A 23,416-nucleotide genomic window follows, 5' to 3' on the forward strand; every position below is an offset into this window, starting at 1 on the left:
TGCTCCTCCTGCGGCCTCGGGGTGCGGCTCAGGCTCGGGCCTCCGCGCGCGCCGCCTTCACCAGCGCGGTCTTGCGGTCCTGGTAGGTGGCGCTGAAGGCCTCCGCGTCGGACACCCCGTCCATGGCGCTGTAGGTGACGTGGGTGAAGACGGATTCGGCCGCTGCGAGCACGTCCTCGGGGGCCCGCACGCGCAGCTCGTTGTGGATGCCCGCGAGCGTCATGATCGACTCGGCCAGCCGCCGCATGGCCGGCTGCCCGGATTGCAGAGCGTCCTCGAGTTCGGTGTCCGCCAGCTCCTTCTGGTCCACGGCGAGCAGGGTGTTGTGCGCGGTGTCGGCCGCGTCGATGAACCGGACCGTCGCCCCCGTGATGTCGACACCCGGGTTCGCATCGCCCGGCTTGGCATGGCCCGCCGAGCCCCGGGCGGTGCGGCGCCGGCGTCCGCCGAGCACGAGCCCCAGCAGGATGCCCACGAGCAGTCCGACGACGATGCCGATCAGCCCTGCCGCCCACAGCGTCGTGGAGGTCTGCAGCAGATCGGTCAGGGCGTCCATGGCCGCATGGTAACAACATGCGCGTGACCAGTGCGAATAGTGAGATCACTGAGGCGCATTTGGATGACCGCCTTGCTGTTCTGTGCCACAATAAAAGGATGGACCGGCAGATCCGGTGGTACCGCTCCGCTCGACGCCACCGAATCGGGAAGGCCCATGCGATGCACGTGATCGACTCGGTTGAGGCCGAGCAGGTTGATGCCACTGAATCTTCGGACGCGCGACTGGTATGGATTGGCAAGGACGACAGAGGTGTCGAACTCGAGATCGTGGCACTGGACCTCGATCACGCTGTTGTAGTGATTCGCGTCATGCCTACTGAACTGCGGAGGCGATGAAATGGATGCGCACTCGAGGTATCGAATCGGACCGGACATGCCGGATGAGGAGGAACTGCGCGACAGTCGAGGCCGTGTGGTCGATGACGCATATGTCGACTCGGCGGTTGAAGATGCCCTGGAGAAGGTCGTCGGCCGGGGGAGACCGTCGCTCTCGGATGCGGGGGAATCGCCGCTGCTGCGAGTCCGGCTGCCCCGCGACCTCGATGAGGCTGTAAAGGACGCCGCTCGGCGGGCAGGGGCGACGCGTTCAGAATGGGTGCGACGTGTTCTCGACGAGGCGGTCCACCGTGTGAGCTGAGTTGGCTCGCTCCTTTGCAGGCGGAACTGCGGGAACCGGTGCTACCACAGCTCCAGCGCGCGTTCGCTGACGAACCGCCGCCGGGCCCCGGTGAACGGGTCGGTGAACTCCAGCGACCGCGCCAGCAGCTGCAGCGGACATGAAAAGTCCTGTGGCACGGCGTCACCGTCGGCCGCCGTGCCCGGATTCGGGTCCGCGCCGTACAGCGGGTCCCACATGACCGGGGCACCGATGGATGCCAGGTGCACCCGGATCTGGTGCGTCTTGCCCGTAGCCGGGCGCACCCGCACGCGGAACCGCTCCCCGCCGGGTACGCGCTCCACAGCGGTCTCGGCGTTCGGCGCGCCCGGCATCTCGTAGGCGCGGTGCACGCCGCGCTCCTTGACGATGCGGCTGCGCAGCACCGTCGGCAAGGCGACGGACGGCGGCGCCGAGCACACCGCCTCGTAGGTTTTGCGCACCGCCCCGGCGGCGAAGAGTTCCTGGTAGGCGCGCCGCGCGTCGGGGTCCACGGTGAAGACGAGCACCCCGGCGGTGAGTCGGTCCAGTCGGTGCGCCGGGGCCAGGGCGTCGATCCCGGTGCTGCGCCGCAGCCGCACCAGCGCCGTCTCCGCGATGTGTCGCCCGCGCGGCATCGACGCCAGGAAGTGCGGCTTGTCCGCCACCAGCAGCCGCGCGTCCCGGTGCAGGACCTGCAGCGCGAACGGCACCGGTTCCTCGCGTGGCGGGTCGCGGTAGTAGAAGACCTCCGCGCCCGGGGTGCACGGCGTCCCCGCGGTGATCGGCGCGCCGTCGGCGTCGACCACCTCGCCGGCGGCGATCTTCTCCGCGATCCGCTGCGCGTCGGCGGGGAAGCGGGCCGTCAGGTACGCGGCGACGGTGGGGTGTGCGGTGGCCCCGGAGCCGTCGCGTGCGCCCTCGCTGATTCCGCGCGGGATCCGCACCCGGCTGGGGCCCACCCCGTCGCGCACGGGCAGGGGTGCTCGGCGGCGCTGCGAACGGGGACGGCGGGACACCCGGCCAGCGTAGGGGCCGGGAGCCCGCGACCCCTTGACGGATCAGGTGTGACGGGGTTCACTGAAGGGCAGTGAACGGGCATTCAGTTCAAATGAGTAGTGATTCACGCATGCCGCTCCGGCCGCGTAACGGGTCGGGGACCAGCGCACCAGGAAGGGACACCATGGACTACTCCGACTACCAGCAGCTCACGTTCGAGCGACGGGACAACGGCGTCCTGCTCATCACTCTCAACAGGCCGGAGAAGTACAACGCCACCGACGAGGAGATGCACGGCGAGCTGGCGCGCGTGTGGCGCGACGTTGCGAAAGACCCGAAGACGCGCGCCGTCGTGGTCACGGGCGCGGGCAAGGCGTTCTCCGCGGGCGGCGACCTGGCGATGGTCGAGCGCATGGCCGGCGACCACGACGCCGTCGCGCACATGCTCGACGAGATGAGCGAGATGGTCTACGGCATCGTCAACTGCGACAAGCCGGTGGTCTCCGCGATCAACGGCGTCGCCGTGGGCGCCGGCACCGTGGTGGGCCTGCTGGCGGACATCTCCATCGTCGCCGAGGACGCGAAGATCGGCGACGGCCACGTCAAGCTCGGCGTCGCGGCCGGCGACCACGCCGCCATCGTCTGGCCGCTGCTGACGAGCCTGGCCAAGGCCAAGTACTACCTGCTCACCGGCGAGATGGTCACCGGCGCGGAGGCCGAGCGGATCGGGCTCGTCTCCCAGGCGCTGCCGCGCGACCAGGTGCTGGGCGAGGCGCTTCGGGTGGCGGACGCGCTCGGCAGCGGCTCGCAGAAGGCCATCCGGTGGACCAAGCGCGCGCTGAACAGCTGGGTGCGTGACGCCGGACCCATCTTCGACCAGTCCGCCGCCTACGAGATGCTCAGCTTCATGGCACCCGACGTCGTCGAGGGCTATACCGCGCTGCGGGAGAAGCGTGCGCCGCAGTTCCCCTCGGCCGCAGCGGATGCGGAGGTGACGAAGTGATGAGCGAGAGCAATGGCACCGCGGGCAACAGCACCGACATCGCCGTCGTCACCGGCGCCGGCTCCGGCATCGGCCGCGCCATCGCGCTGCGGCTCGCGGCCGGCGGCACCCGCGTGGTGGCCGCGGACCTGGACGAAGCCGGGGCCGCCGCGACGGCCGAACACCATCCCCGCCTCATCACCGTGATGGGCGTGGACATCGCCGACCGCGCCCGGGTCGACGACCTGCGGGACAGGGTGCTCGCCGAGGTGGGCGTGCCCACGATCCTCATCAATGCCGCAGGCTGGGACCGCATCGCGCCGTTCCTGGAGGCGGACGCGGAGTTCGCGCAGAAGGTCACGGCCATCAACTACCTGGGCCCGGTCAACATGTGCAGTGCGTTCCTGCCCGCCATGGCCGAGGCCGGCCGCGGCCGCATCGTCAACCTGGCCAGCGACGCCGGACGTGTGGGCAGCGCAGGGGAGACCATCTATGCGGGTGCCAAGGGCGGGGTCATCGCACTCACCAAATCGCTTGCCCGCGAGATGGCGCGGTCCGGCATCACCGTCAACTGCGTGTGCCCCGGGCCCACCGACACCCCGCTGTTCGGGTCGCTGCCGGAGAAGCTGCAGGGCGCGCTGGTCAAGGCGATCCCGTTCCGCAGGCTCGCGCAGCCGGAGGAGGTCGCGGCCGCGGCGACGTTCTTCGTCTCGTCCGAGACCTCCTACATCACAGGCCAGACGCTGAGCGTCAGCGGCGGCCTCACCATGGCCGGGTAGAAAGAGGCGAGCACGATGGCACCTCAGCGACAGCAACAGCAACAGCAACAGCCGCAGGCGGCGGGGGACGGGGCATACGACGCCCTGGCCTACCGCACCTATTTCGAGAACGCCTTCACCTACATCAACGGGTTCCGGCGCAACGTCCGGCGGTTCGCGGACCGGTCCGCCATCGACGATCTCGCGTCGGGCCGCACGTGGACTTACCGGGAGCTGGGCGGGGCGGTCGACGCGCTGGCGGCGGGCCTGGCCGAGCTGGGCGTCGGCCGCGGCGACGTCGTCGCCTACCAGCTGTTCAACGGGGCCGAATTCGCGCAGCTCTACCTGGCCACCCAGGTGGCCGGCGCCGTCGGCTCGCCGCTGAACTTCCGCCTGGCCTCCGGCGAGACCTCCTACATCCTCACCCGCAACCGTCCGCGCGTGTTCTTCTACGACACCGAGAACGCCGCGATGACGGTCGACGCGCTGCGGCGCAGCGGCCACGTCCCGGAGACCATCGTGGCGGTGGGGCCCGGCGAACCGATCACGCTCGACGGTGCCCGCGTGCTGCGCTTCGACGACGTCGCCGCGTCGATGGGCACAGTGCCGCAGGTGGATCGGACGATCTGGGAGGAGACGACGCGGCTGTACACCTCCGGCACCACAGGCATGCCCAAGGGGGTGCCGATGAACAGCGCCATCGAGATCTTCAGCGCGCACGACGTGATCATGCAGTTCCCGCTGGCACCGGAGGACAAGACGCTGAACATGTCGCCGTGGTTCCACCGGGGCGGGCTGTACTTGCGGGCCCCAACCCGTCGTTCTACGTGGGCAGCTCCGTGGTGCCGTTGCGCGCCTTCGACGCCGACGCAGTATTGGACCTCGTCGAATCACGGGGGCTCACGTTCCTCATCGGCGCGCCCACCAACCTGGCGATGCTCTCGGATGCGCAGGAGGCGAGGGTGCGCGACCTGTCGACGCTGCGCGGGGTCGTGACGATGGGTTCCCCGCTGGACCGCGAGGCGGCCCTGCGGTACCAGCGGGTGCTGCATCCGCGGATCTTCAACGGCTATGGCAGCACCGAGGGCTTCTGGAACACCTTCCTGCGCCCGGTGGACCTGCCCGAGATGGCGGGCACGGCGGGCAGGGCGTGCATCGACGACGACGTGGCGGTGGTCAAGCTGTTCGACGACCGCCCTGCGATGCCGCACGAGACGGTGGCGCGCGACGGGCAGGAGGTGGGCGAGGTGATCGTCCGCTCGCCCAAGAACGCCGGCCAGTACTCGGCCAACCCCGAGCAGGACGCCGCCAAGTTCCACGACGGCTGGCTGCACATCGGCGACCTGGCCACCTGGGATGCCGGCGAGTACGTGACGATCGTCGGCCGCCGCGACGACATGCTGCTCTCCGGCGGCGAGAACGTGCACCCGGTGGGCGTCGAGGCCGCGCTGTGCGAGCATCCGGACGTGGCCGACGCTCTGGTGGTGGGCGTGCCCGACGACACGTGGGGCCAGCTGGTGGTGGCCTACATCGTCCCGCGCTCCGGCGCGGAGGGCCTGGCCGGCCGGCGCGCGGCAGCCGACGCGCTGGACGCGCACTGCCGCACGCACCCGATGCTCTCGCGGTTCAAGCGGCCACGGGCGTACCGCGTGGTGGATTCGCTTCCGGTCTCTGCCACCGGGAAGAAACTGCACTACAAGGCGACTGCCACGGCTCGCGAGGAGATGGCGCAGGGGCTGTTCTCCCGGCCCGGCGGCGGAGACGGCGGCGCATGATGGGCCCGATCATCGATCCGACTGCGGCGCAGTCGATTCCACCGACACGGCTGAGCGAGGCGGACGAGCACCGCGACTTCCGGGCCGCCGTCCGCGGATACGTGCGCGACGCGGTGGCCGGCCGCCAGGACGAATGGGAGGATGCCGGGACGCTGCCGCGGGAGTTCTTCACCGGGGCAGGCGGACAGGGCATGCTCGGACTCTCCGTGCCCGAGGCGTACGGCGGCCCGGGCGTGCGCGACTACCGCTACAACGCCATCGTCATCGACGAGGTGGCCCGGGTGGGCGCGGCCGCCTGCGCCATCGGGCTGTCCCTGCAGAACGACGTGGTGCTGCCGTACCTGACCGACCAGGCCGACGACGCGCAGCAGCCCCGCTGGCTGCCGGGCGTCGTCACCGGCGAGACCATCCTGGGCATCGCGATGACCGAACCCGGCGCCGGCAGCGACCTGGCCGGCATCCGGACCAGCGCGGTGCGCGACGGCGACGAGTACGTGGTGGACGGAGCCAAGACGTTCATCTCCAACGGGCAGAACGGCGACCTGTTCGTCGTCGCGGTGCGCACCGGCGAAGACCGCCACGGCGGGCTCACCCTGCTCGTCGTCGACGGCGACACGCCAGGCCTGGTGCGGGGCCGCAACCTGGCGAAGATCGGGCTGCACGCGCAGGACACCAGCGAGCTGACGTTCGAGAACATGCGGGTGCCGGTGGCGAACCGGCTGGGCGACGAGGGCGACGGCTTCGGGATGCTCCTGCACAACCTGCCGCAGGAGCGGCTGTCGCTGTCCGTCGGGGCCGTGGCCGCGGCGGAGGGAGTGCTGCAGCAGACCCTCGACTACGTGCAGCAGCGCACCGCCTTCGGCTCGCCGGTCGCGCGATTCCAGAACACGCGGTTCGTGCTGGCCGAGCTGGCCACCGGGCTGGACCTGGCGCGCACCTACCTCGACGACTGCATCGCCGCCCACGTGCGCGGCGAGCTCACCGCAGGGCGGGCGGCGCGGCTCAAATGGTGGACCACCGAGCTGCAGGTGCGCGTGGCGGACCGCTGCCTCCAACTGCACGGCGGATACGGATACATGCGCGAGCACCCGGTGTCCAGGGCGTTCGTCGATGCCCGCATCCAGACCATCTACGGTGGCACCACCGAGATCATGAAGACGATCGTCGCCAAGGACCTGGGTATGTAAGGGGATCCGGGCGACGCGGTGAGCGGCGGAAGGAGGCATGGAGGCGATGGCACGCACGACGGAGACCGGCCCGGCGGCCGTCGATGAGGCAGTGCGCGCCGTCCGGGTGAGCTCGCGGCGCCGGCAGATCCTCGACGCCGCGGTACGGGTGATGCAACGCACCGGGTTCCACCAGATGTCCATGCAGGCGCTCGCCGACGAAGCGCAGGTCAGCGTGGGGCTGATCTACAAGTACTTCGGCGGCAAGGAAGACGTGCTGCTGGGCACGATCGTCGGCATCCTCGACGCGTTCCAGGACATGCTCGAGCCCGCCATGGCCGGCGCCGGCGACGACCCGGTGGAACGGTTCGCCGCCGGGTTCCGCCGGTACGTGGAGATCGTCGACGAGAACCTGGACGCCGTGGTGCTCACGTACCGGGAGAGCCGCACGCTCACCCCGGCGGGGCGCGCCCGCATCAAGGAGCTCGAGATCTCCACGGCCGCGCCGCTGCGGGATGCGCTGGCCGGCGCGATCCGGGCCGGCGCCGTCGGCGAGGTCGACGTGGACCTGGTGACCTTCGACGCGATGATGCTCGCGCACGCCTGGGCGCTCAAGCGCTGGCACTTCTCGCCCCGCTGGTCGCTGGGCGACTACTGCGCCGCCCAGCTCCGCCTGTTGCTGGGCGGGCTGATCGTGCCCGAGCACGCGCCGCGGTACGCACACCTGCTGGGGTAGCGACGCGGTCCAGCGCAGGGCTGGGACGGCGGGCGCCGGGGACACGGCGGGCGGTTCCGCGGAGCAGTCTGCGCCGGTGCCCCGGCGGAACCGCCCGCCGCCATCTGATCAGTCCTCCGTGATCACTTCGGTCTGATCATCGATGAACGTGATGCGGGCATCTTCGAACTCGCTCTGCAACCCGCCTTCGATCGGGTGCTCGTCGCTCGTCGGGTAGCCGAGAGCCTCGACCCCGCCGTCGGCGAGCCAGGCCTCCTTGATCCGGCCCTGCACGAAGTGCGCGTCCGTCTCCGGGCTCCAGTAGATCGACGCGCCCTCGAAGTCGACGAAGTAACCACCGTCGGGGCCCTGCTGCTGCTCGCCCTCCGGGCTGCCGAGGTGGCCCTGCACCCCGCCGACCTGCTGGTACTTGTCCGCAATGGGCTGCACCACAGTGATCTCGCCCTGCGGGCCCTGGATCTGTGTCTCGGCCATATCGCCGGCGGCCACGTCGTCGTCGGCGCCGTCCTGGCCGTCGGCGCCCATGGCCTTGTCTGCGGCGTCCTTGGCCTTATCCCCCGCGGCGCCGGCGGCGTCCTTGGCGGAACCGGCCGCGTCGCCGGCCGCGTCGCTCGCCGCACCGGCGGCGTCCTTCGCCGAGTCGACGGTGTCGCTGCTGCAGCCGGCGAAGAGCGCGCCCGCTGCCGCGAGGGACGTGACGGTCAGAGTGGTCTTGCGGAGAAGATTCGAGTTGCGGTGTGTGAAGTGCATTCGCTTTCCTTTCCGTGTCGATGTCATCGGCTTCGGTCACCGGCGCACGTCCGCGGCCTATGGCCGAACCCGTCGTCCGCGGGTCAGTGTAAAAGCGAAACGGAAATAGTTCAGTACGAGCGGGATTCCGGCCGGTCGTCGCTGCGCGGACGCGATGCTGCACGGCACTGCCGGCCGCCGGCGGTGCCGTCAGGCGGCGCGGCGGATCGGCCACTCGCCGTTGACGTCGGCGGCGTCGCGGCCATTGCGCACCAGGTACTCGGCGAAGCTCCGCTGACGTTCGGCGTGCCAGCGGGTCTGCTCGGCGACGATATCGAGGGTGCGCAGGTCGGGGTACCTGCCCACCAGCGCGGCCAGCAGATGCGCGGCGGCGACGGCGTCCGCCTGGGCCTCGTGCGAACTATCCAGCCGCACACCGTAATGCCGGCACACGTCACCGAGGGTCCGCTTGCCACGCCGGTACCGGTCCATCTCGCGGTCGATCACGTACGGATCCGCGACCAGGGCGGGCGCGAGCGGCGGGAATCCCTGGCGGCGGCCCTCGGCATCCATCAGCGTGAGGTCGAAGCTGGCGTTGAACGCCACCACCACCGCGCCCGCCTCCCAAGCCTGCTGCAGCACATCGCGGATCTCGGTGTACCCGGAACGGTATTCCGCCCCGCCGGCACGAGCGGCCTCGGTGCTGATCCCGTGGACGGCGGTGGCGCCCGCCGGGATCGGGATGCCCGGGTCGACCAGCCACGTCCGGACCGGATCCGGGGACGGGGCCGGGGCGGACCCGGAGCGGGGCGCGGGCGAGAGCATGGCGACACAGGCCGTCACGATCCGCGCCGACAGGGGATCGGGGCCCGTGGTCTCCAGATCGAACGCGCAGACGGGCTGGTCGGACCAGGTGTTCATGGGGCCTCTTCCGTGAGCCGTGGGGCATCGCCCGGCGCCGTGACCGGCACCGGGCGAGCCGTCCTCGATGCGAACATCAGTTTGCCCCACCCTGCGCCCCGCCACCGACAACTCCTGACAACGCCCAGGTAGACGGTGCAATCCGCGACGGCGGCGGATGCCCGCGGATAGTGTGGTCCCGTGGATGATCCGGACGGCTACGCGCACAGTGAGCTCGCCCGGCGTCGACGGCACGAGAAGGCCGTGGCGCTGGCGCGGTACGCGTGGGATCGGCGCATCGCTGCCGAAGAACTGGCCGCGCTGGACGAGGCGACGCTGCGCCGCTTCGCGCGGGCCGCCGGAGTGCACCCGCCGAGCTCGCGCGCCACGTGGGACGCGACGGTGGAGCTGCTGGAACGCAAGCAGGAATGGGCGGAGCGCAATCCGCGGCGCGATGAAGCGGCGCGAACCCACCCCGAAGAACGGATCATGTGGGTCAAACCTCCGGTGCCCGGGTGGTGAGCGGCACTCCCGGAGCCTGCGTGGGCAAGTCTGCACCGCGCATGCAGGTCTGCACCGCGCGTGGAGATTCACCTGTGCTTTGCCGAGGGCCGGCTCGCGGGAGGTGGACCGGCTCGCAGGTGGGCCGATGACCGGCTCGCGGAGGGACTCTGCCCGCGCCGTCACTGCGCGTGGAGCCGCCGGAGTATCCCGTCGACGATATGCCCGGGGCCGCCGGTGGCGTCGACGGTGATCGCGGGCTCGTCCGCGGACGGCGGTTCGAGCGTGGCGAGCTGCGAGTCGAGCATCGGGGCCTTCATGTAGTGGCCCTCGCGCGCCTCGAGCCGCCTGTGCAGCTCCGCACGGCCGACGTGCAGGTGGACGAAGAGCACAGGAGCCTCCCCCGGCTCGGTGTCGCCGTGCGCCCCGCACAACAGGTCCCGATAGGACCGTCGCAGCGCCGAGCACGCCACCACGCCGGGCGCGCCGTCGGCGCCGGACGCGAGGATCCACGCACGGATCCGTCGCAACCACGGCCACCGGTCGGCGTCGGTGAGCGCGTGACCCGAACCCATCTTCGTCACCGCCTCGTCCGAATGCAGGTCGTCGCCCTCGAGCATCGGCCGGCCCAGGCGCTCCGCCAGCAACCTGGCCACGGTCGTCTTCCCCGAACCCGACACGCCCATGACGATCAGCGTGCGGGACGCCGGCCATCGTGGGGCGGGGTCGCTGCTGCCGGAGCCGTGGGTCATAGTGGAGATCGTGGCACGCGCGGGGCGGAACGCGCACGCCGCGGAGCGTCGGCCCTGCGCAGCATCGGTGCCCTGGGAGGGTGATGAAGCGGATCGATTCGCGCGCCACCGCAACGCCGAAACGCACGCGGGTGCCCTTGCCCCTGTCGATGGGGCTCGGCACCGGTTCGATGTTGCAGCCGCTCAACTCGTCGATGATCGCGGTCGCCGTCATCGCCATCGCCCACGACTTCGGCACGTTCGAGGGCACCGCCTGGGTGATCTCCGGGATGTACATCGCCACCGCGGTGGTCTCGCCGGCGGCGGGCAGGCTGGGCGGGCTGTTCGGCCCGCGGAGGATGTATCTGGCAGGGCTGGCGATCATCGCCGCGTCGTCGGTGTTCGGCGCGCTGGCCCCCTCGCTGACCTGGCTGATCGTGGCCCGGGCGCTGCTCGGTGTCGGCACCGCCACGCAGTACCCCACCGCCATGATGATCGTGCGGCGGGTGGCGGCGGAGAAGAGTGCGGAGACACGGACGGCGCTCGCTGTGCTCACCGTGTGCTCGCAGTCGATGGTGGCGCTGGGCCCCACGCTGGGCGGGCTGCTCACGACCGTCTTCGGCTGGCAGGCGATCATGTGGGTCAACCTGCCGATGGCCGCCCTGACCGGCCTGTGGGTGCTGCGCGTCGCCCCGGCGGACGCACCGCGCGAGCACACCGGGACGCGCGTCGTACTGCGCCGCATGGACCTGCCCGGCACGGCACTGTTCCTCATCTGCATCACCACGACGATGGTGTTCCTGCTGTCGCTGGCGGAGCGGCCCCAGTGGGCGTTCCTGCCGGTGGCGCTGGTGTCGGGAGTGCTGCTGGTGTGGCGGGAGCTGCGGGCGCCCGAGCCGTTCATCGACGTGCGCGCGTTGCTCCGCAACCGTCCGCTGGCGATGACGCTCGGCCGCACCACCGTCACCTACACCGCCTTTTACCTGGTGTACTTCGGGCTGCCGCAGTGGCTGCAGGGCGGGAGAGGCATGGACGCGGGCCACGCGGGACTGATCATGCTGCCACTGGCGCTCGTGAGCATCGCCTCCACCGTGACGGCCACCCGCGTGTACTCGAATCACGGACCGCGGCCTGCGCTGTTGATCGGCACCGTGGGCCTCGTCGTCGGCGGTGCGCTGCTGGCGACGGTGGCGGATTCGACGGTCACCATCGTCGCCATCGTCGGCATCGCCATGATCCTCGGCGTACCGAACTCGTTCAACAACATCGGCAACCAGAACATCGTCAACGCCGTCACCACCACGGAGGAGGTGGGGGTGGCGCTCGGGATGTACCGGACGCTGCAGTACATCGCGGCCAACATCGCGGCCGTCATCATCGAGATCTGCATGGGCGGCGCCATCGACGACGCCGGGTTCCACCGTGTCGGCATGGTGATGACCGGGCTCGGGGCGGCGCTGCTGCTGGGCGTCGTCTGCTCGCGGACGTTACGGGAGTCGCCGCCGCGCGGGTGAGAAGCGCCAGCGTCAGTGCCAGTGGCGGCGAGGCGTGTCTTCCGTGGCATCGTCCCCGCGCTGCCGGTAGTGTCCTCAACAACTCCCTGTGCTGAGGGACACATTGCGGAAGGATGCTGCCGATGACGACAGGACCCGGCGACCAGCGGTCTGACGGCGACGAGGAGACGCGCGACCCGGGCGGTGCGGGCGGCGGCCAGTACGGCGGCGGCCAGTACGGTGCCGCGCCATACGGCTCTCCGGAGTACGGCGCCCCGGGGCAAGGCGCCCCGGACTACGGCGCCCCCGGCTACGGCTCGTCGGACTACGGATCCCAGCCCTACGGTTCCCCTGACTACGGGGCGCCGTCCGGCTACGGCAACGCGTATCCGCCGCCCCCGCCGGCCGGCGGCTATCAGGGTTATCCCACGGGCGCCAACCAGATGAGCGGCGGCGGTGCACCGGGCGGCCTGGCGCCGCGGTTCGGGGCTCGCATCATCGACAGCCTGATCATCGGCATCCCGATGCTCATCGTCCAGATGATCGTCGGTGCCGCATTCGGCGTGGGACAGGCGTTGCTCGACAACACTTCCCCGGGCATCGGCTACTGGGTGGTCTCCTCTATCATCGCGATCGTCTTCGCCTTCGCGTGGACGGCCTACTTCGTGTGGTTCGAGACGACGAAGGGCCAGACCCTGGGCAAGCAGCTCCTGCACCTGAGGGTGGTGGGGGCGTCCGGCGGAAATCCGACCACGCAGGAGTCGCTGCGCCGCAATGGCTATGTGGTGCTCGGGTCGATCGGGATGATCATCGGCATCATCCCCTTCGTCGGCGCGATCATCAGTTGGATCATCGACATCGCCATGCTCGTCATCGTCATCGTCATCGCGGTGACGATCAACGGCAGCCCCACCAAACAGGGAAAGCACGACGAGATGGCCGGCGGCACGCGGGTGGTCACCACGCAGTAGCCGGCACTCAGCTCAGCGTGTCGAGGCGCGGTCCGGGTTTTCCGGGCCGCGCCTCGGCCGTGTTCGGGGGCGGCACCTCTGCGTCGCGTTCGAAGTTCGGGCGTCACCTCGTCGTCGCGCTCGAAGTTCGAAGGCCACATCGCGTCGCGCCCGCAATTGCCGGGTCCAGTTCGTAGTTACGGACCGAATGGCGCAACGTCGGGCGCGAACAGGGTTTGCGTTCGAAGTTCGGGCGCGGCACCCGGTGGCACCGCCCCTCGAACCGAAACGCGCGTGCCTCGCTGTGATGCATGTCGCGGAGGGGCGCGGCGTGGAGGGGTGGCCACACGCCGGATGCGAACGTATGGTCTGGTGCGTGATCATGGTCAGCACGGATGGGTCCTGCCTGAAGAACCCTGGAGGCGCCATCGGCTGGGCATGGGTGGACCACCGCGGCGGTGCGCATTCCGGCGGGGCCGCCGAGGGCACCAATCAGATCGCCGAGTTGCGCGCGGTCCTCGAGGCGATCAGCGCGCACCCCGGTGATGAGCCGCTGATGATCGAGTCGGACTCGCAATACGCCATCAAGTGCTCCACTGAGTGGCTGCCCGGGTGGAAGCGCCGCGGGTGGAAGACCGCCGGCGGAACCCGGGTGAAGAACGTCGAACTGGTGCGGGCCATCGACGCCGCCATCGGGGAACGCCCGGGCCCGGTACGGTTCCGCTGGGTGCGCGGCCACGTGGGCAACGAGTTCAACGAGATGGCGGATTCGCTGGCAGGCAAGGCGGCCCGGGCTGCACGCGACGGCAAGATCGTCGCGACTCCCGCCCCCGGGGCGGACCGATTCGGCGGTGCTGCGGCCGCGTCCGCGTCCGAGCCTGCTGAGGCAGTGGCGTCCGCGTCCACGGAGTCACCGACGGGCCCTGCGCCGGCGGATCAGGCACACGTGGACTTGGCACCTGCGGCCACGGCGCGCAGCGAGCCGCCCGCCCAGTCCGCAATCCAAGACCAGCCCGCAGACCCCGACCAGCCCGATCAGCCGTCGTTGTTCGCCGCCGCCGAAAGCGAAGAGCTCACCCTGTTCTAGCCTGGATGCCCGAGCCCGGGCGGTCGGTGCGGCCTGCCCGCAGCGCATCGACGATGGGCGCAGCCCCGCAGGAAGGATCGCAGTGAAACGGAGTGTCGCCGCAGTAGGCGGTGTCCTGGCCGCAGCGGTGCTGGCGGGCTGCGGGTCCGGCGGGGACGCGCCCGCTCCGGACGGGGAGTACCGGCCCCTCGGCTTCGGCACCGACAAGCGGATCGAGATGTTCGTACCGCAGGGCTGGAGCATGATCAACCAGAACGACTTCCTGCCGTCGGACCCCGCCGAGGCCACCGGTCAGAGCGGCGTCACCTACGCCCTGCTGGACCGCTCGCGAATCCCTGAGGAGCTGGGCGGCAAGGTCGTCGGCGACGATGCGGCACGGTCGGCATTCGCCGCCCAGGCGCAGGCCGGCGCGGCCATCACCGCCCAGTTCACCGAGATCACCCCGTGCGACAAGGTGGAGTCGATGCTCAAAGCGCAGCGCGACCCCATCGACTTCGACTCCATCGAGGACCCCGACAGCGGCCTGGGCGACCACCGCAAACTGGGCGAGTCCACGCGCGAGGTCGACGGCGCCGAGTACCGGTACGTCCAGTACTACTCGAGCATCCAGCTCAGCTCCACGCACTGCGTCGGTATGCTGCTGCAGTCCACCCTCAAGGCGCCCGACGACGCGACCGTCGACGAGGCCCGCCGGGTGATCACCGAGGTCGCCGACAACTCCAGGATCGACCAGCCCATCCAGGAGAAGCAGGACGACGACTCCGGCGGGAACTGACGCCGGCCACGGCGGGAACCGGCGCGTTCCGCGTGCTCAGGCCCAGCCCGCGACGAACCCCGCGACCAGCACTGCGGTGCCACCGACCTCGCCGACGATGAGCGCCAGCATGAACGCGTGCGTGCCGCGGACGGGGTGGGAGAACTGGTTGTCGGTGTCGCGCAGGACGCCGTGGGCCACATAGCTGCCGATGGCGGCCGCGAAGAAGGCGATGACGACGAGCGCGGCGACGAGGTTCACCGCGGTGGGCCAGGCGCTGAGCTCGGCGAACACCGCCAGCAGAAGAGTCGCGAACGAATACATCAGCGCCGCACGGTGGGCGATGTCGACGTAGGGATGTGCGAGGTGGGTGGGGGATACGGCCATCTGCCGGTACTTCCACACCCCGAGGGCCAGCGCCCACAGGAAGATCAGCCCTGCGCACAGCAGAGTGACCTTGGCGTCGAGCCCCAGCGACCACTCGGAGCTCCCGGAAGCCACTGCAACAGGTTCGGTCATGCGCTGAGACTATCCGGCGGCTGTGCCGCGACTTTCCGGTGCCTATTCGGCGCTCTCGTCGTCGGATCGGCCGCCGCGCGCGGGTCGCTCGCCGTCGGAGCGCACCCACCGGGTCTTCTTGCGCAGCTGCCGCGCGCGCAGCCGCGAGTACCCGTGCACCTTCACCGGACGGATCATGCGAGTGGACAGGCCGTTCGGCGGAGTGAGCTGCTGCGCCAGCGACTCGTCGACCAGCACGGTGCCCGGCCGCGCCGCGCCGGTGAGGCGGGCGGCGATGTTCACCACGGCGCCGTACGCGTCTCCATAGCGCACCAGCACGTCGCCGTATGCCATGCCCACCCGGATCTTCGGCAGCGTCTCGGCCTCGCCGATGGCGTCCTGGAGTGCGATGCCGATGAGCGCGGCAGTGTCGGCGTCGTCGGCGGTGAACATGACCTCGTCGCCGACGTTTTTGATGATGCGGCCGTGGTGCTCGGCGATGACCCGCGCGCAGATCGACTCGAACTCGTCGAGCAGTGTGGCCAGATCGGTGATGTCGATCCGCCGGGTCAGGTGCGTGTAGCCGACCATGTCGGCGAAGCCGACGGCGAACGGACGGCTGTCGTCGCCCTCGCGGGTGCGCAGCAGGATGCGCTCGGAGGTGGCGGCCAGATGCCGCCGCCACACGTGGTTCTGCAGGTCGCGGATCATCGGCAGGAGCGCATCGGCCGTCTGCACCACGATCGAAGTGACGGTCTCCTCGTCGAACGGCTCGTCACCGGCGTCCGTTCCCGGCGTATGTGCGGCATCGGACGCGGAACCACCCGGCCACTTGCCGGGGTATCGGCGGTTATCCATCAGCGCGTGGAGCACGAAGTCGGTCACCAGCGATACCTGCCACTCGGCGAGGCGCGACATGGCCTGACCGGTGGCGCGCGAGATCGGCGCGATCACGTCGGGCCTGAGCACGCCGGAGTCGGTGAGCCGTTTGAGCACGCGCAGCGCGGCGACGTCGGAGTCGGTGTAGTTCGCGGCATCAGGGTCGGATGGGATCGCGAACCCCATGGCTGTCCACAACTCCGTGCAGCGCTCCACCGGCACGTCGGCCAGCTCGGCGATCTCGTAGCGGTCGTACTTGCGTTCGCCGCCCAGCAGCGAGACCTCGATGGCCTTGCGCGTCGCGTCGACGACGCTGGGCGGCGCCAGAGATTCCGCGGCGCGGGCGCGGGCGCGATCGGCCTCACGCGTCCGGGTGCGGGCCCTGTCGGACCCGGCCGATGCGGTGTAGGCCGGCACGGCGGGCGCAGCGTCCACGGGGGCCGGTGCGTCATCGGGATCGGGGGCGGCGCCGGGGCGCGGGGTGCCGCCGGTGGGCCCGGGCGGGCCTGATGCTTCGCCGGACCGCGAGGGGCCTCGTTGACGTGCCACTGCGTTCCCTTCCGCGCTGTCGATCCGTTCGGTTCCCGGCTGTCCGATCCTATCGCCGAGGCCGCGTCGATATCGGCCGACCGCCGTCGGCGACCGCCAGGGGCGGACGACGGTGTCGCCGCGGGTGCCTATCATGACTCACGAGTCCGGCCCTCGGATGCGATTGGTGGGTGCTGTCGGCGCCGGCCGGAGACCGGAAGCCGCGCCGCGCCCGGAACGGACCCGTGGCGGCCCTGGCCGGCTGCACCAGGGAGACGGTCGCCACGTATCGCGAGCACCGGCACTGACCCCGGCTTCGGAAGGAACAGGCACAATGGCAACGCGCTCGGCCGCCAGCACGGCGGCCTCGCTCACCGACGGCGACCTCGACGCGCTTCGTGCAGCACTGGCGGACGGCAGGACGCCGACGGTGTATCTGCGGGATCCCGTTCCCAGCCTCGACGTGCCGGCCGGCGCCTCGGCCAAGGTGCAATCGATCGACGGCAAGACCGTGACCGTCAAGCCGCGCCGGATCGACGACGAGCTGCCGTACGAGGCCGACGAGCTTCGCATGACGCGCAAGGCGCCCGCAGTCCCTGCGAAGAAGGCCCCTGCGAAGAAGGCCCCTGCGAAGAAGGCCCCTGCTGAAACCGTCGCCCCTGCTGGAACCGCCGCGCCGTCGAAAGCCGCGGTGCCGGAGCGGGTTCCGTCTGCGGGAATTGCATCCGGATCTGAGGATGCCCGCGCTGCGGCGGCGCGGTCCGCGGCCGCCCGGGGCGCGGCGGAACCCCGCCGCAGGCCGCGTGGTCGCGGCCCCGCATCTGTGACCGTCACCATCGAGGGCGCCGCTTCGGGCGCGCCGCACGAATGGGCGGTCACCGTGGTCGGCGGCGGTGCCCGGTCCGGCAAGCCGGTCCCGGTGCACGCCGAATCCGTGGTGCAGGCGGTCGATGCGCTGGGGGTTCCGGCGGCGTCGAAGGCGGTGGATGCCGTGCTGGTTTCGGCTCGGGCACAGGCGGAACGGCGGGTCGAGGAGCTCGCGCGCGAGCTGGCCGAGGCCAAGAAGACGCTGCGCTCCCTGGGCACGTAGCTGCCGCGGCCGGGTGTGTGCGCCGAGCGCCGATCATCCTCCCGCGCGCGTGTCGTCCCGGCGTGTCGCCGCAACCGGCGCGCGGCGCGACGCCGCCTCCCTCTAACCGCAGACAGCGCCCACGGACGCCGACTGCACGAGTTTCGCGTACTTGGCCAGCACCCCCCGCGTGTAGCGGGCGGGGAGAGGCTGCCAGCCTTCGCGTCGGCGGGTCATCTCGGCATCGTCGACCTCCAGGTCGAGGGTACCGCCGGAGACGTCGAGCGTGATCCGGTCGCCGTCGCGGATGAAGGCGATCGGCCCGGCGTCGACGGCCTCGGGCGCCACGTGGCCGACGCACAGGCCGGTGGTGCCGCCGGAGAAACGGCCGTCGGTGAGGAGCAGCACGTCCTTGCCCAGCCCGGCACCCTTGATGGCCGCGGTGATCGCGAGCATCTCCCGCATGCCGGGCCCGCCCTTGGGGCCCTCGTAGCGGATCACCACCGCGTCGCCCGCCCGGATTGTGCCGTCCTCGAGGGCGTCCAGGGCGGCCCGCTCGCGGTCGAACACGCGCGCAGTCCCGCGGATCACCGAGTCGTCGAAACCCGCCGACTTCACCACGGCCCCGCCCGGCGCCAGGGAGCCCTTGAGGATGGTCAGGCCGCCGGACGGGTGGATGGGGTCGTCGAGGGCGCGCAGCACCTGGCCGTCGGGGTCGGGCGGGTTGATGTCCGCGAGGTTCTCGGCAACGGTCCTGCCGGTGACGGTGAGGCAGTCGCCGTGCAGCAGGCCCGCGTCGAGCAGGGCCTTCATCAGCACGGGGACGCCGCCCTCGCGGTCGACGTCGAGCATGACGTGTTTGCCGAAGGGCTTGACGTCGGCGAGATGCGGCACCCGCGCCCCCACCCGCACGAAGTCGTCGAGCGTCAGCTCCACCTCGGCCTCGTTCGCGATGGCCAGCAGGTGCAGCACCGCGTTGGTGGACCCGCCATACGCCATCACCACCGCGATGGCGTTCTCGAAGGCCTCCTTGGTCATGATGTCGCGCGCGGTGATGCCATCAGCGATCAGTCGGACGACGGCCTCGCCACTGCGGCGCGCGTACCCGTCGCGGCGGCGGTCCGACGCGGGCGGTGCGGCGCTGCCCGGCAGCGACATGCCCAGCGCCTCGGATACGCACGCCATGGTGTTCGCGGTGTACATCCCGCCGCAGGCGCCCTCGCCGGGGCAGAAGGTGCGTTCGATGGTGTCGACATCGGCGCGGCTCATCAGCCCGCGTGAGCAGGCGCCGACGGCCTCGAACGCGTCGATGATCGTGACCTCGCGCTCTGTGCCGTCGGACAACTTGGCCACCCCGGGCAGGGTGGAGCCGGCGTAGAGGAAGACGTTCGCCAGGTCCAGGCGCGCGGCGGCCATGAGCATGCCCGGCAGCGACTTGTCGCACCCGGCGAGCAGCACGGAGCCGTCGAGCCGTTCGGCGTTCATGACCGTCTCGACGCTGTCCGCGATGACCTCGCGCGAGACCAGCGAAAAGTGCATGCCCTCGTGGCCCATGGAGATTCCGTCGGACACCGAGATGGTGCCGAATTCCAGCGGATATCCGCCGGCCGCGTGCACCCCGTCCTTGACGGCCTGGGCCAGCCGGTCCAACGACAGGTTGCACGGGGTGATCTCGTTCCACGACGAGCCGACCCCCACCTGCGACTTGCCCCAATCCGCGTCGCCCATGCCGACGGCGCGGAGCATGCCGCGTGCGGCGGCCTTCTCCAGGCCGTCGGTGACGTCGCGGCTGCGCGGCTTCACATCGTGGGCCGCCGTCCCGCCCGGCGCGGGCCTGTGTGCCGCGTTTTCGTCTGCCATCGTGCTCCCCTATCCGTAGACAGCACCAATACTCGCTGCCCACTACATAACCCGCAGTGCACGGTGGTCGGCAAGGGGCAGGCCGGGGAAACGCGCCCGGCAGGACAGCAAGTGCCGACGCGCGGTGGAGCGTGCACGCAGCGGGGCGTCAGTACTGGCGCCCCGCCCCGCCGACGGTGCTGGGAGAAAAGGGCCGGTGGCCCGCCCCGATCAGCCTTCCTGAGCCATCTGGGCCCGCACCTGCTCCATATCGAGGTCCTTGACCTGCTGGACGAGCTGCTCGAAGGCCTGCTTGGGCAGCGCGCCCGGCTGTGCGAACACGAGCTGGCCCTCGCGGAACGCCATGAGCATGGGGATCGACGAGATCTGCGCGGCCGCGGCCAGCTGCTGCTCGGCCTCCGTGTCGACCTTCCCGAACACGACGTCGGGGTTCTGCTCGGCCACGGACTGGTAGGTGGGCGCGAACTGCTTGCACGGACCGCACCAGTCGGCCCAGAAGTCTACGAAGACGATGTCGTTGTCGGTGATGGTCTGCTCGAAGGTGTCGGCAGTGAGGTCCTGGGTGGCCATGGCCTCTCCAATCGGTCTTCCCGCCGTGAGCGGGTCGGTTTCACTCGGCGCGGCCCTGCGCCGGACGACCGTGGAGGTCGTCGCGGCGGGGTCATGCTCTCACCAGGGCACAACATATCCGGTGGCTGCGACATTCCCCGGCGCGGCGTGCCCCGCGTCGCGCTGTGACCGGCCCCACCAGCGGTTACCGTCAGAACACCGCACCGGGGTTGAGCAGCCCCTTGGGGTCGAGCGCCGTCTTGATGCGGCGGTTGAGCTCCATCTCGTCCGCGCCCAGGTACTGCGGCAGCCAAGCCTTCTTCATACGACCGATGCCGTGCTCGCCGGTGATGGTGCCGCCCATCGACAGTGCCAGCTCGATCACCTCCCCGAAGGCCTGCTCGGCGCGCGCGGCCACGGCGGGATCCTGGGCGTCGGACACGATCAGCGGGTGCGTGTTGCCGTCGCCGGCGTGGGCGACGACGGCGATCGTCACGTCGCGGCGGGCGGCGATGTCCGCGATGCCGGTCACCAGCTCCGGCAGCCGGGTCATCGGCACACCCACGTCCTCGAACAGCAGCGCGCCCAGCGCCGCCACCGCGGGGAACGCGGCACGCCGGGCGGCGCAGAAGGCTTCGCCCTCGTCGGCGTCGTCGGTGTGGAACACCTCGGTGGCACCGGAGTCCTTGCATGCGGCCACCATCCGGTCGAGCTCGGCGGCCGCATGCCCGCCGGGCGCGTCGGACTGGGCGATGAGCATGGCCTCGGCCGTGCGGTCGAGGTCCATCTTCAGATAGTCCTCACACGCGTTGATCGACACTCTGTCCATGAACTCGAGCATCGCGGGGCGCATCGACCGCGTGATGGCGAGCACCGCGTCGGCCGCCGCGCGCAGCGACGCGAACGTCGCGACCATCGTCACGGCCGGATCCTGGCGGGGGATGAGCCGGACCGTGATCTCCGTGACGACCCCGAGCGTGCCCTCGGAGCCCACGAACAGCTTGGTCAGCGACAGCCCCGCCACGTCCTTGAGCCGCGGCCCGCCGAGCCGCACCAGCGTGCCGTCCGCCAGCACCACGTGCAGGCCCAGGACGTAGTCGGTGGTGACGCCGTACTTGACGCAGCACAGCCCGCCCGCATTGGTGGCGACGTTGCCGCCGATGGAGCAGATCTCGTACGACGACGGGTCCGGCGGATACCACAGCCCGTACTCGGCGACGGCCTTCTTGACCTCCGCGTTGAGCAGGCCCGGCTGCACCACGGCGGTGCGGGTGGCCGGGTCGACGGTGATGGCGCGCATCCTCTCCAGGCTGAGCACCACGCAGCCGTCGACCGCGCTGGAGCCGCCGGACAGGCCGGTGCCGGCGCCGCGGGGCACCACGGGCACCCCGTGCGCGTCGGACCAGCGCATGACGGCCTGGACGTCCTCGGTGCAGGTGGCGCGGACCACGGCGACGGGGGAACCGGCGTCCGGCTGCTGGGCCCAGTCCTGGCGGTAGCCGACCGTGGTGTCGGGGTCGGTGAGCAGGGCCCCGGCGGTCAGCTGCGCGGCGAGCTCGTCGAGAAGCGCCGGCGGCGCGGCGGCCGGCGCTGCGTGGTGGGCGGTGGACATGCGGCAGCTCCCGGGAAGTGCGGATTCGAGGCCCACTGTAGGCCGCCGCGGCGGTGTTCTAGGGCTACTCGACGGCGGTGAGCAGCGCGCCCCAGGACGAGCGGAGGAAGCGGCCGATCTCGGCGATCGCGTCGTGGCCCTCCGGGATGACGTCCGCGAACACCTGGAACACGTGCGGCTGGTGGTCCCACACCTGCAGCTCGCATGGCACTCCCGCCGCGGCGAGGCGCTCGGCCATGAGCGCCGAATCCGGGTAGAGCATCTCGTGTGAACCCACCTGGATGAGCGTGGGCGGCAGCTGCGTGAGGTCCGCGTCCACGGGGCACACGCGCGGGAGCTGGCCGCGGGTGGTCATCGCCTGCTCGTCCAGCCGGTTCGACAGCCTGGACAGGGCGGGGACGGCGCGCCGCGGGAACAAGGAGCAGTGCCGCGAGTTCCGGTGGGCCAGCTTGCGCGTGGGGTCCATCTCCGTCAGCGGCGACATCGCGACGATGCCGACGGGCCCCGGCAGGCCGGCCTCCGCGATGGCGAGCGGCACTTCGAAGGCCAGATACCCGCCGGCCGAATCCCCCGCCACGACGATGTCCTCGGCGCTGTAGCCGTTGGCCAGCAGCCACTTGTAGGCGTCGACGCCGTCGGCGATCGCGTCGCTGATGGTGTTGTGCGGCAGCATGCGGTAATCGACGGCCAGTACCGATGATCGGCTGACCGCAGAGATGCGCGACACCATGCGCCGATGGGTGCGCAGCCCGCAGCACAGGAAAGCGCCGCCGTGCAGGTAGAGGACCACGTGCTCGGCGGTGGCGCCGGGACCCTGGATCCACTCGGCATCGCAGTTCTGCAGCCGCACGGGCTGGTGCTGCGTGCCGTCGACGGCGGGCAGGGCCGTGGCGGCGGCGTCGAGCATCCCCACCGGCCAGGCCAGGCGGCTCGTGTAGGACCAGAGCGAGAACGTGGGCCGGGCCGTGACGCTGAGCGCGCGCGAGACGAGTTGCGATTGGAGGCTGACTCCGCGCATGTGCTGGCGGCGGACGGTGGTGGCGACACCGGCCGCGGGGGCGGCGCCACCGGCCGACGACGGCGTGCGCACAGCGGGATCCGGCCGGCGCGCAGAGCCTCGGCCGGGCTCGATGAGCCGCAGAACGTTACTGCGAGTCATGGCGTCCTCCTCCTGCAACGTCGGGCCGGGGGGGATCCGCCCCGGCCTTCTGCGTCGTTCCGGTTCCGCGTCGTTGCGGTTCTGCGTCGTTCCTCTTCTGCGTCGTACTCGTGCCGCGAGCAAACAATGCCACACTGACACGTGTTCTGCATCACATCGTTATCAAATTGTTTGACAGGCGTTCACCACCTGTATGGAGGACTATCGCGCCGCCGCGGCAGGACGCTACAGATCGCGGGCCGTGAACCGCAGGCCGGGGGCGCGCTCGGAGACGGTGCCGGGAAGGGGGTGCCGCGCGCGTCGGGCCCGGAAGTGGGAGAATGTCGTGCACGTGATCGGCCGCGGCAGCGGCCCGCGGAAATCGTAGACGGCCGGACCGACCGAGGTGGATGAGAATGCCGACACAACCGACCGGACCCGACCGCCGCCGTTCCCGCGCGGGAACGGGGCGGGGCCCGCTGCGACGCGTGCGCGCCGGCGTGCTGCGCACGGGCGTCGCACTCGCGGCG

At 70.8% G+C, this 23,416-nt stretch carries 21 protein-coding genes and 2 pseudogenes; 11 read left to right on the forward strand and 12 right to left on the reverse strand.

Annotation, left to right across the window (positions count from 1 at the left end):
- Window positions 1–28 precede the first annotated feature (28 nt).
- The 3 genes from JJ683_RS10875 to JJ683_RS10890 form a co-directional block, all read right to left on the reverse strand.
- Window positions 29–556, reverse strand: a complete 528-nt coding sequence (locus JJ683_RS10875; RefSeq protein WP_200174021.1) for a hypothetical protein — start codon at window positions 554–556, stop codon at window positions 29–31.
- The gene (locus JJ683_RS10880; RefSeq protein WP_200174023.1) at window positions 544–846 is read right to left on the reverse strand and encodes a hypothetical protein; all 303 of its coding nucleotides are present in this window, start codon (window positions 844–846) and stop codon (window positions 544–546) included. The genes JJ683_RS10875 and JJ683_RS10880 overlap by 13 nt, the downstream gene beginning before the upstream one ends.
- A gap of 390 nt (window positions 847–1,236) precedes the next feature.
- Window positions 1,237–2,211 carry a pseudouridine synthase gene (locus JJ683_RS10890; RefSeq protein ID WP_200174027.1) on the reverse strand — a complete coding sequence of 325 codons (975 nt, stop codon included), beginning with the start codon at window positions 2,209–2,211 and terminating at the stop codon, window positions 1,237–1,239.
- A 164-nt stretch (window positions 2,212–2,375) separates the two neighbouring features.
- On the opposite strand from JJ683_RS10890, the gene JJ683_RS10895 reads away from it, so the two are divergent.
- From JJ683_RS10895 to JJ683_RS10915, 5 genes and pseudogenes are all read left to right on the forward strand, one after another.
- Window positions 2,376–3,194: an enoyl-CoA hydratase/isomerase family protein gene (locus tag JJ683_RS10895; RefSeq protein ID WP_200174029.1), complete on the forward strand. Its 819-nt coding sequence runs from the start codon at window positions 2,376–2,378 to the stop codon at window positions 3,192–3,194.
- The gene (locus JJ683_RS10900) at window positions 3,194–3,952 is read left to right on the forward strand and encodes an SDR family NAD(P)-dependent oxidoreductase (protein ID WP_200174031.1); all 759 of its coding nucleotides are present in this window, start codon (window positions 3,194–3,196) and stop codon (window positions 3,950–3,952) included. Before JJ683_RS10895 ends, JJ683_RS10900 begins: the two co-directional genes overlap by 1 nt.
- A gap of 15 nt (window positions 3,953–3,967) precedes the next feature.
- Window positions 3,968–5,706, forward strand: a pseudogene (locus tag JJ683_RS10905) (class I adenylate-forming enzyme family protein).
- The gene (locus JJ683_RS10910) at window positions 5,703–6,893 is read left to right on the forward strand and encodes an acyl-CoA dehydrogenase family protein (RefSeq protein WP_242474614.1); all 1,191 of its coding nucleotides are present in this window, start codon (window positions 5,703–5,705) and stop codon (window positions 6,891–6,893) included. Before JJ683_RS10905 ends, JJ683_RS10910 begins: the two are co-directional and overlap by 4 nt.
- Window positions 6,894–6,930: 37 nt before the next feature.
- Entirely contained in the window at window positions 6,931–7,608 is a 678-nt protein-coding gene (locus JJ683_RS10915; protein WP_372435284.1) for a TetR/AcrR family transcriptional regulator, read from the forward strand.
- Window positions 7,609–7,716: 108 nt separating this feature from the next.
- Here JJ683_RS10915 and JJ683_RS10920 read toward each other — a convergent pair whose 3' ends face one another.
- Window positions 7,717–8,358: an LGFP repeat-containing protein gene (locus JJ683_RS10920; RefSeq protein WP_200174035.1), complete on the reverse strand. Its 642-nt coding sequence runs from the start codon at window positions 8,356–8,358 to the stop codon at window positions 7,717–7,719.
- A gap of 189 nt (window positions 8,359–8,547) precedes the next feature.
- On the reverse strand, window positions 8,548–9,258 hold the full coding sequence (locus tag JJ683_RS10925) for an exonuclease domain-containing protein (RefSeq protein ID WP_200174037.1): 711 nt from the start codon (window positions 9,256–9,258) through the stop codon (window positions 8,548–8,550).
- Between the two features lie 180 nt (window positions 9,259–9,438).
- On the opposite strand from JJ683_RS10925, the gene JJ683_RS10930 reads away from it, so the two are divergent.
- Window positions 9,439–9,759, forward strand: coding sequence for a hypothetical protein (locus JJ683_RS10930; RefSeq protein ID WP_200174039.1), 321 nt, complete (start codon window positions 9,439–9,441; stop codon window positions 9,757–9,759).
- A 161-nt stretch (window positions 9,760–9,920) separates the two neighbouring features.
- Here JJ683_RS10930 and JJ683_RS10935 read toward each other — a convergent pair whose 3' ends face one another.
- A complete protein-coding gene (locus JJ683_RS10935; RefSeq protein WP_200174041.1) occupies window positions 9,921–10,490 on the reverse strand; it encodes a gluconokinase in 570 nt (189 codons plus the stop codon).
- 83 nt (window positions 10,491–10,573) lie between these two features.
- On the opposite strand from JJ683_RS10935, the gene JJ683_RS10940 reads away from it, so the two are divergent.
- The 4 genes and pseudogenes from JJ683_RS10940 to JJ683_RS10955 all read left to right on the forward strand — a co-directional run bounded on the left by JJ683_RS10940 (window position 10,574) and on the right by JJ683_RS10955 (window position 14,774).
- Window positions 10,574–11,983, forward strand: coding sequence for an MFS transporter (locus tag JJ683_RS10940; RefSeq protein ID WP_200174043.1), 1,410 nt, complete (start codon window positions 10,574–10,576; stop codon window positions 11,981–11,983).
- Between the two features lie 122 nt (window positions 11,984–12,105).
- A complete protein-coding gene (locus JJ683_RS19105; protein WP_242474615.1) occupies window positions 12,106–12,933 on the forward strand; it encodes an RDD family protein in 828 nt (275 codons plus the stop codon).
- Window positions 12,934–13,288: 355 nt separating this feature from the next.
- A pseudogene (locus JJ683_RS19110) lies at window positions 13,289–13,810 on the forward strand (ribonuclease H family protein); the annotation flags it as partial.
- A 271-nt stretch (window positions 13,811–14,081) separates the two neighbouring features.
- Window positions 14,082–14,774 carry a hypothetical protein gene (locus tag JJ683_RS10955; protein WP_200174046.1) on the forward strand — a complete coding sequence of 231 codons (693 nt, stop codon included), beginning with the start codon at window positions 14,082–14,084 and terminating at the stop codon, window positions 14,772–14,774.
- 36 nt (window positions 14,775–14,810) lie between these two features.
- Here the strand turns inward: JJ683_RS10955 and JJ683_RS10960 are convergent, their stop codons facing one another.
- Window positions 14,811–15,272 carry a hypothetical protein gene (locus JJ683_RS10960; RefSeq protein WP_200174047.1) on the reverse strand — a complete coding sequence of 154 codons (462 nt, stop codon included), beginning with the start codon at window positions 15,270–15,272 and terminating at the stop codon, window positions 14,811–14,813.
- A gap of 42 nt (window positions 15,273–15,314) precedes the next feature.
- Entirely contained in the window at window positions 15,315–16,679 is a 1,365-nt protein-coding gene (locus JJ683_RS10965) for an adenylate/guanylate cyclase domain-containing protein (RefSeq protein WP_307810857.1), read from the reverse strand.
- Between the two features lie 313 nt (window positions 16,680–16,992).
- Between JJ683_RS10965 and JJ683_RS10970 the strand changes: the two genes are divergently transcribed.
- Window positions 16,993–17,748, forward strand: coding sequence for a hypothetical protein (locus JJ683_RS10970; RefSeq protein ID WP_200174049.1), 756 nt, complete (start codon window positions 16,993–16,995; stop codon window positions 17,746–17,748).
- Between the two features lie 102 nt (window positions 17,749–17,850).
- On the opposite strand, the gene ilvD is transcribed toward JJ683_RS10970, so the two are convergent.
- The 4 genes from ilvD to JJ683_RS10990 all read right to left on the reverse strand — a co-directional run bounded on the left by ilvD (window position 17,851) and on the right by JJ683_RS10990 (window position 22,907).
- Complete coding sequence (gene ilvD / locus JJ683_RS10975) at window positions 17,851–19,587, reverse strand: dihydroxy-acid dehydratase (protein WP_200174050.1); 1,737 nt, start codon at window positions 19,585–19,587, stop codon at window positions 17,851–17,853.
- Window positions 19,588–19,797: 210 nt separating this feature from the next.
- Entirely contained in the window at window positions 19,798–20,157 is a 360-nt protein-coding gene (trxA, locus tag JJ683_RS10980) for a thioredoxin (RefSeq protein ID WP_182346398.1), read from the reverse strand.
- A 190-nt stretch (window positions 20,158–20,347) separates the two neighbouring features.
- The gene (locus JJ683_RS10985) at window positions 20,348–21,748 is read right to left on the reverse strand and encodes an FAD-binding oxidoreductase (protein ID WP_200174051.1); all 1,401 of its coding nucleotides are present in this window, start codon (window positions 21,746–21,748) and stop codon (window positions 20,348–20,350) included.
- Window positions 21,749–21,812: 64 nt separating this feature from the next.
- Window positions 21,813–22,907, reverse strand: coding sequence for an alpha/beta hydrolase (locus JJ683_RS10990; protein WP_200174054.1), 1,095 nt, complete (start codon window positions 22,905–22,907; stop codon window positions 21,813–21,815).
- Window positions 22,908–23,416: the final 509 nt, after the last annotated feature.

The organism is Tomitella cavernea (assembly GCF_016599145.1).
Classification (GTDB): domain Bacteria; phylum Actinomycetota; class Actinomycetes; order Mycobacteriales; family Mycobacteriaceae; genus Tomitella; species Tomitella cavernae.

Bases quoted from the DNA above. Each gene is read 5' to 3' on its own strand.
- JJ683_RS10875 (WP_200174021.1), bottom strand. From the start codon at position 556: ATGGACGCCCTGACCGATCTGCTGCAGACCTCCACGACGCTGTGGGCG.
- JJ683_RS10895 (WP_200174029.1), top strand. From the start codon at position 2,376: ATGGACTACTCCGACTACCAGCAGCTCACGTTCGAGCGACGGGACAAC.
- JJ683_RS10900 (WP_200174031.1), top strand. From the start codon at position 3,194: ATGAGCGAGAGCAATGGCACCGCGGGCAACAGCACCGACATCGCCGTC.
- JJ683_RS10910 (WP_242474614.1), top strand. From the start codon at position 5,703: ATGATGGGCCCGATCATCGATCCGACTGCGGCGCAGTCGATTCCACCG.
- JJ683_RS10915 (WP_372435284.1), top strand. From the start codon at position 6,931: ATGGAGGCGATGGCACGCACGACGGAGACCGGCCCGGCGGCCGTCGAT.
- JJ683_RS10920 (WP_200174035.1), bottom strand. From the start codon at position 8,358: ATGCACTTCACACACCGCAACTCGAATCTTCTCCGCAAGACCACTCTG.
- JJ683_RS10925 (WP_200174037.1), bottom strand. From the start codon at position 9,258: ATGAACACCTGGTCCGACCAGCCCGTCTGCGCGTTCGATCTGGAGACC.
- JJ683_RS10935 (WP_200174041.1), bottom strand. From the start codon at position 10,490: ATGACCCACGGCTCCGGCAGCAGCGACCCCGCCCCACGATGGCCGGCG.
- JJ683_RS10940 (WP_200174043.1), top strand. From the start codon at position 10,574: ATGAAGCGGATCGATTCGCGCGCCACCGCAACGCCGAAACGCACGCGG.
- JJ683_RS19105 (WP_242474615.1), top strand. From the start codon at position 12,106: ATGACGACAGGACCCGGCGACCAGCGGTCTGACGGCGACGAGGAGACG.
- JJ683_RS10960 (WP_200174047.1), bottom strand. From the start codon at position 15,272: ATGACCGAACCTGTTGCAGTGGCTTCCGGGAGCTCCGAGTGGTCGCTG.
- JJ683_RS10970 (WP_200174049.1), top strand. From the start codon at position 16,993: ATGGCAACGCGCTCGGCCGCCAGCACGGCGGCCTCGCTCACCGACGGC.
- ilvD (WP_200174050.1), bottom strand. From the start codon at position 19,587: ATGGCAGACGAAAACGCGGCACACAGGCCCGCGCCGGGCGGGACGGCG.
- trxA (WP_182346398.1), bottom strand. From the start codon at position 20,157: ATGGCCACCCAGGACCTCACTGCCGACACCTTCGAGCAGACCATCACC.
- JJ683_RS10985 (WP_200174051.1), bottom strand. From the start codon at position 21,748: ATGTCCACCGCCCACCACGCAGCGCCGGCCGCCGCGCCGCCGGCGCTT.
- JJ683_RS10990 (WP_200174054.1), bottom strand. From the start codon at position 22,907: ATGACTCGCAGTAACGTTCTGCGGCTCATCGAGCCCGGCCGAGGCTCT.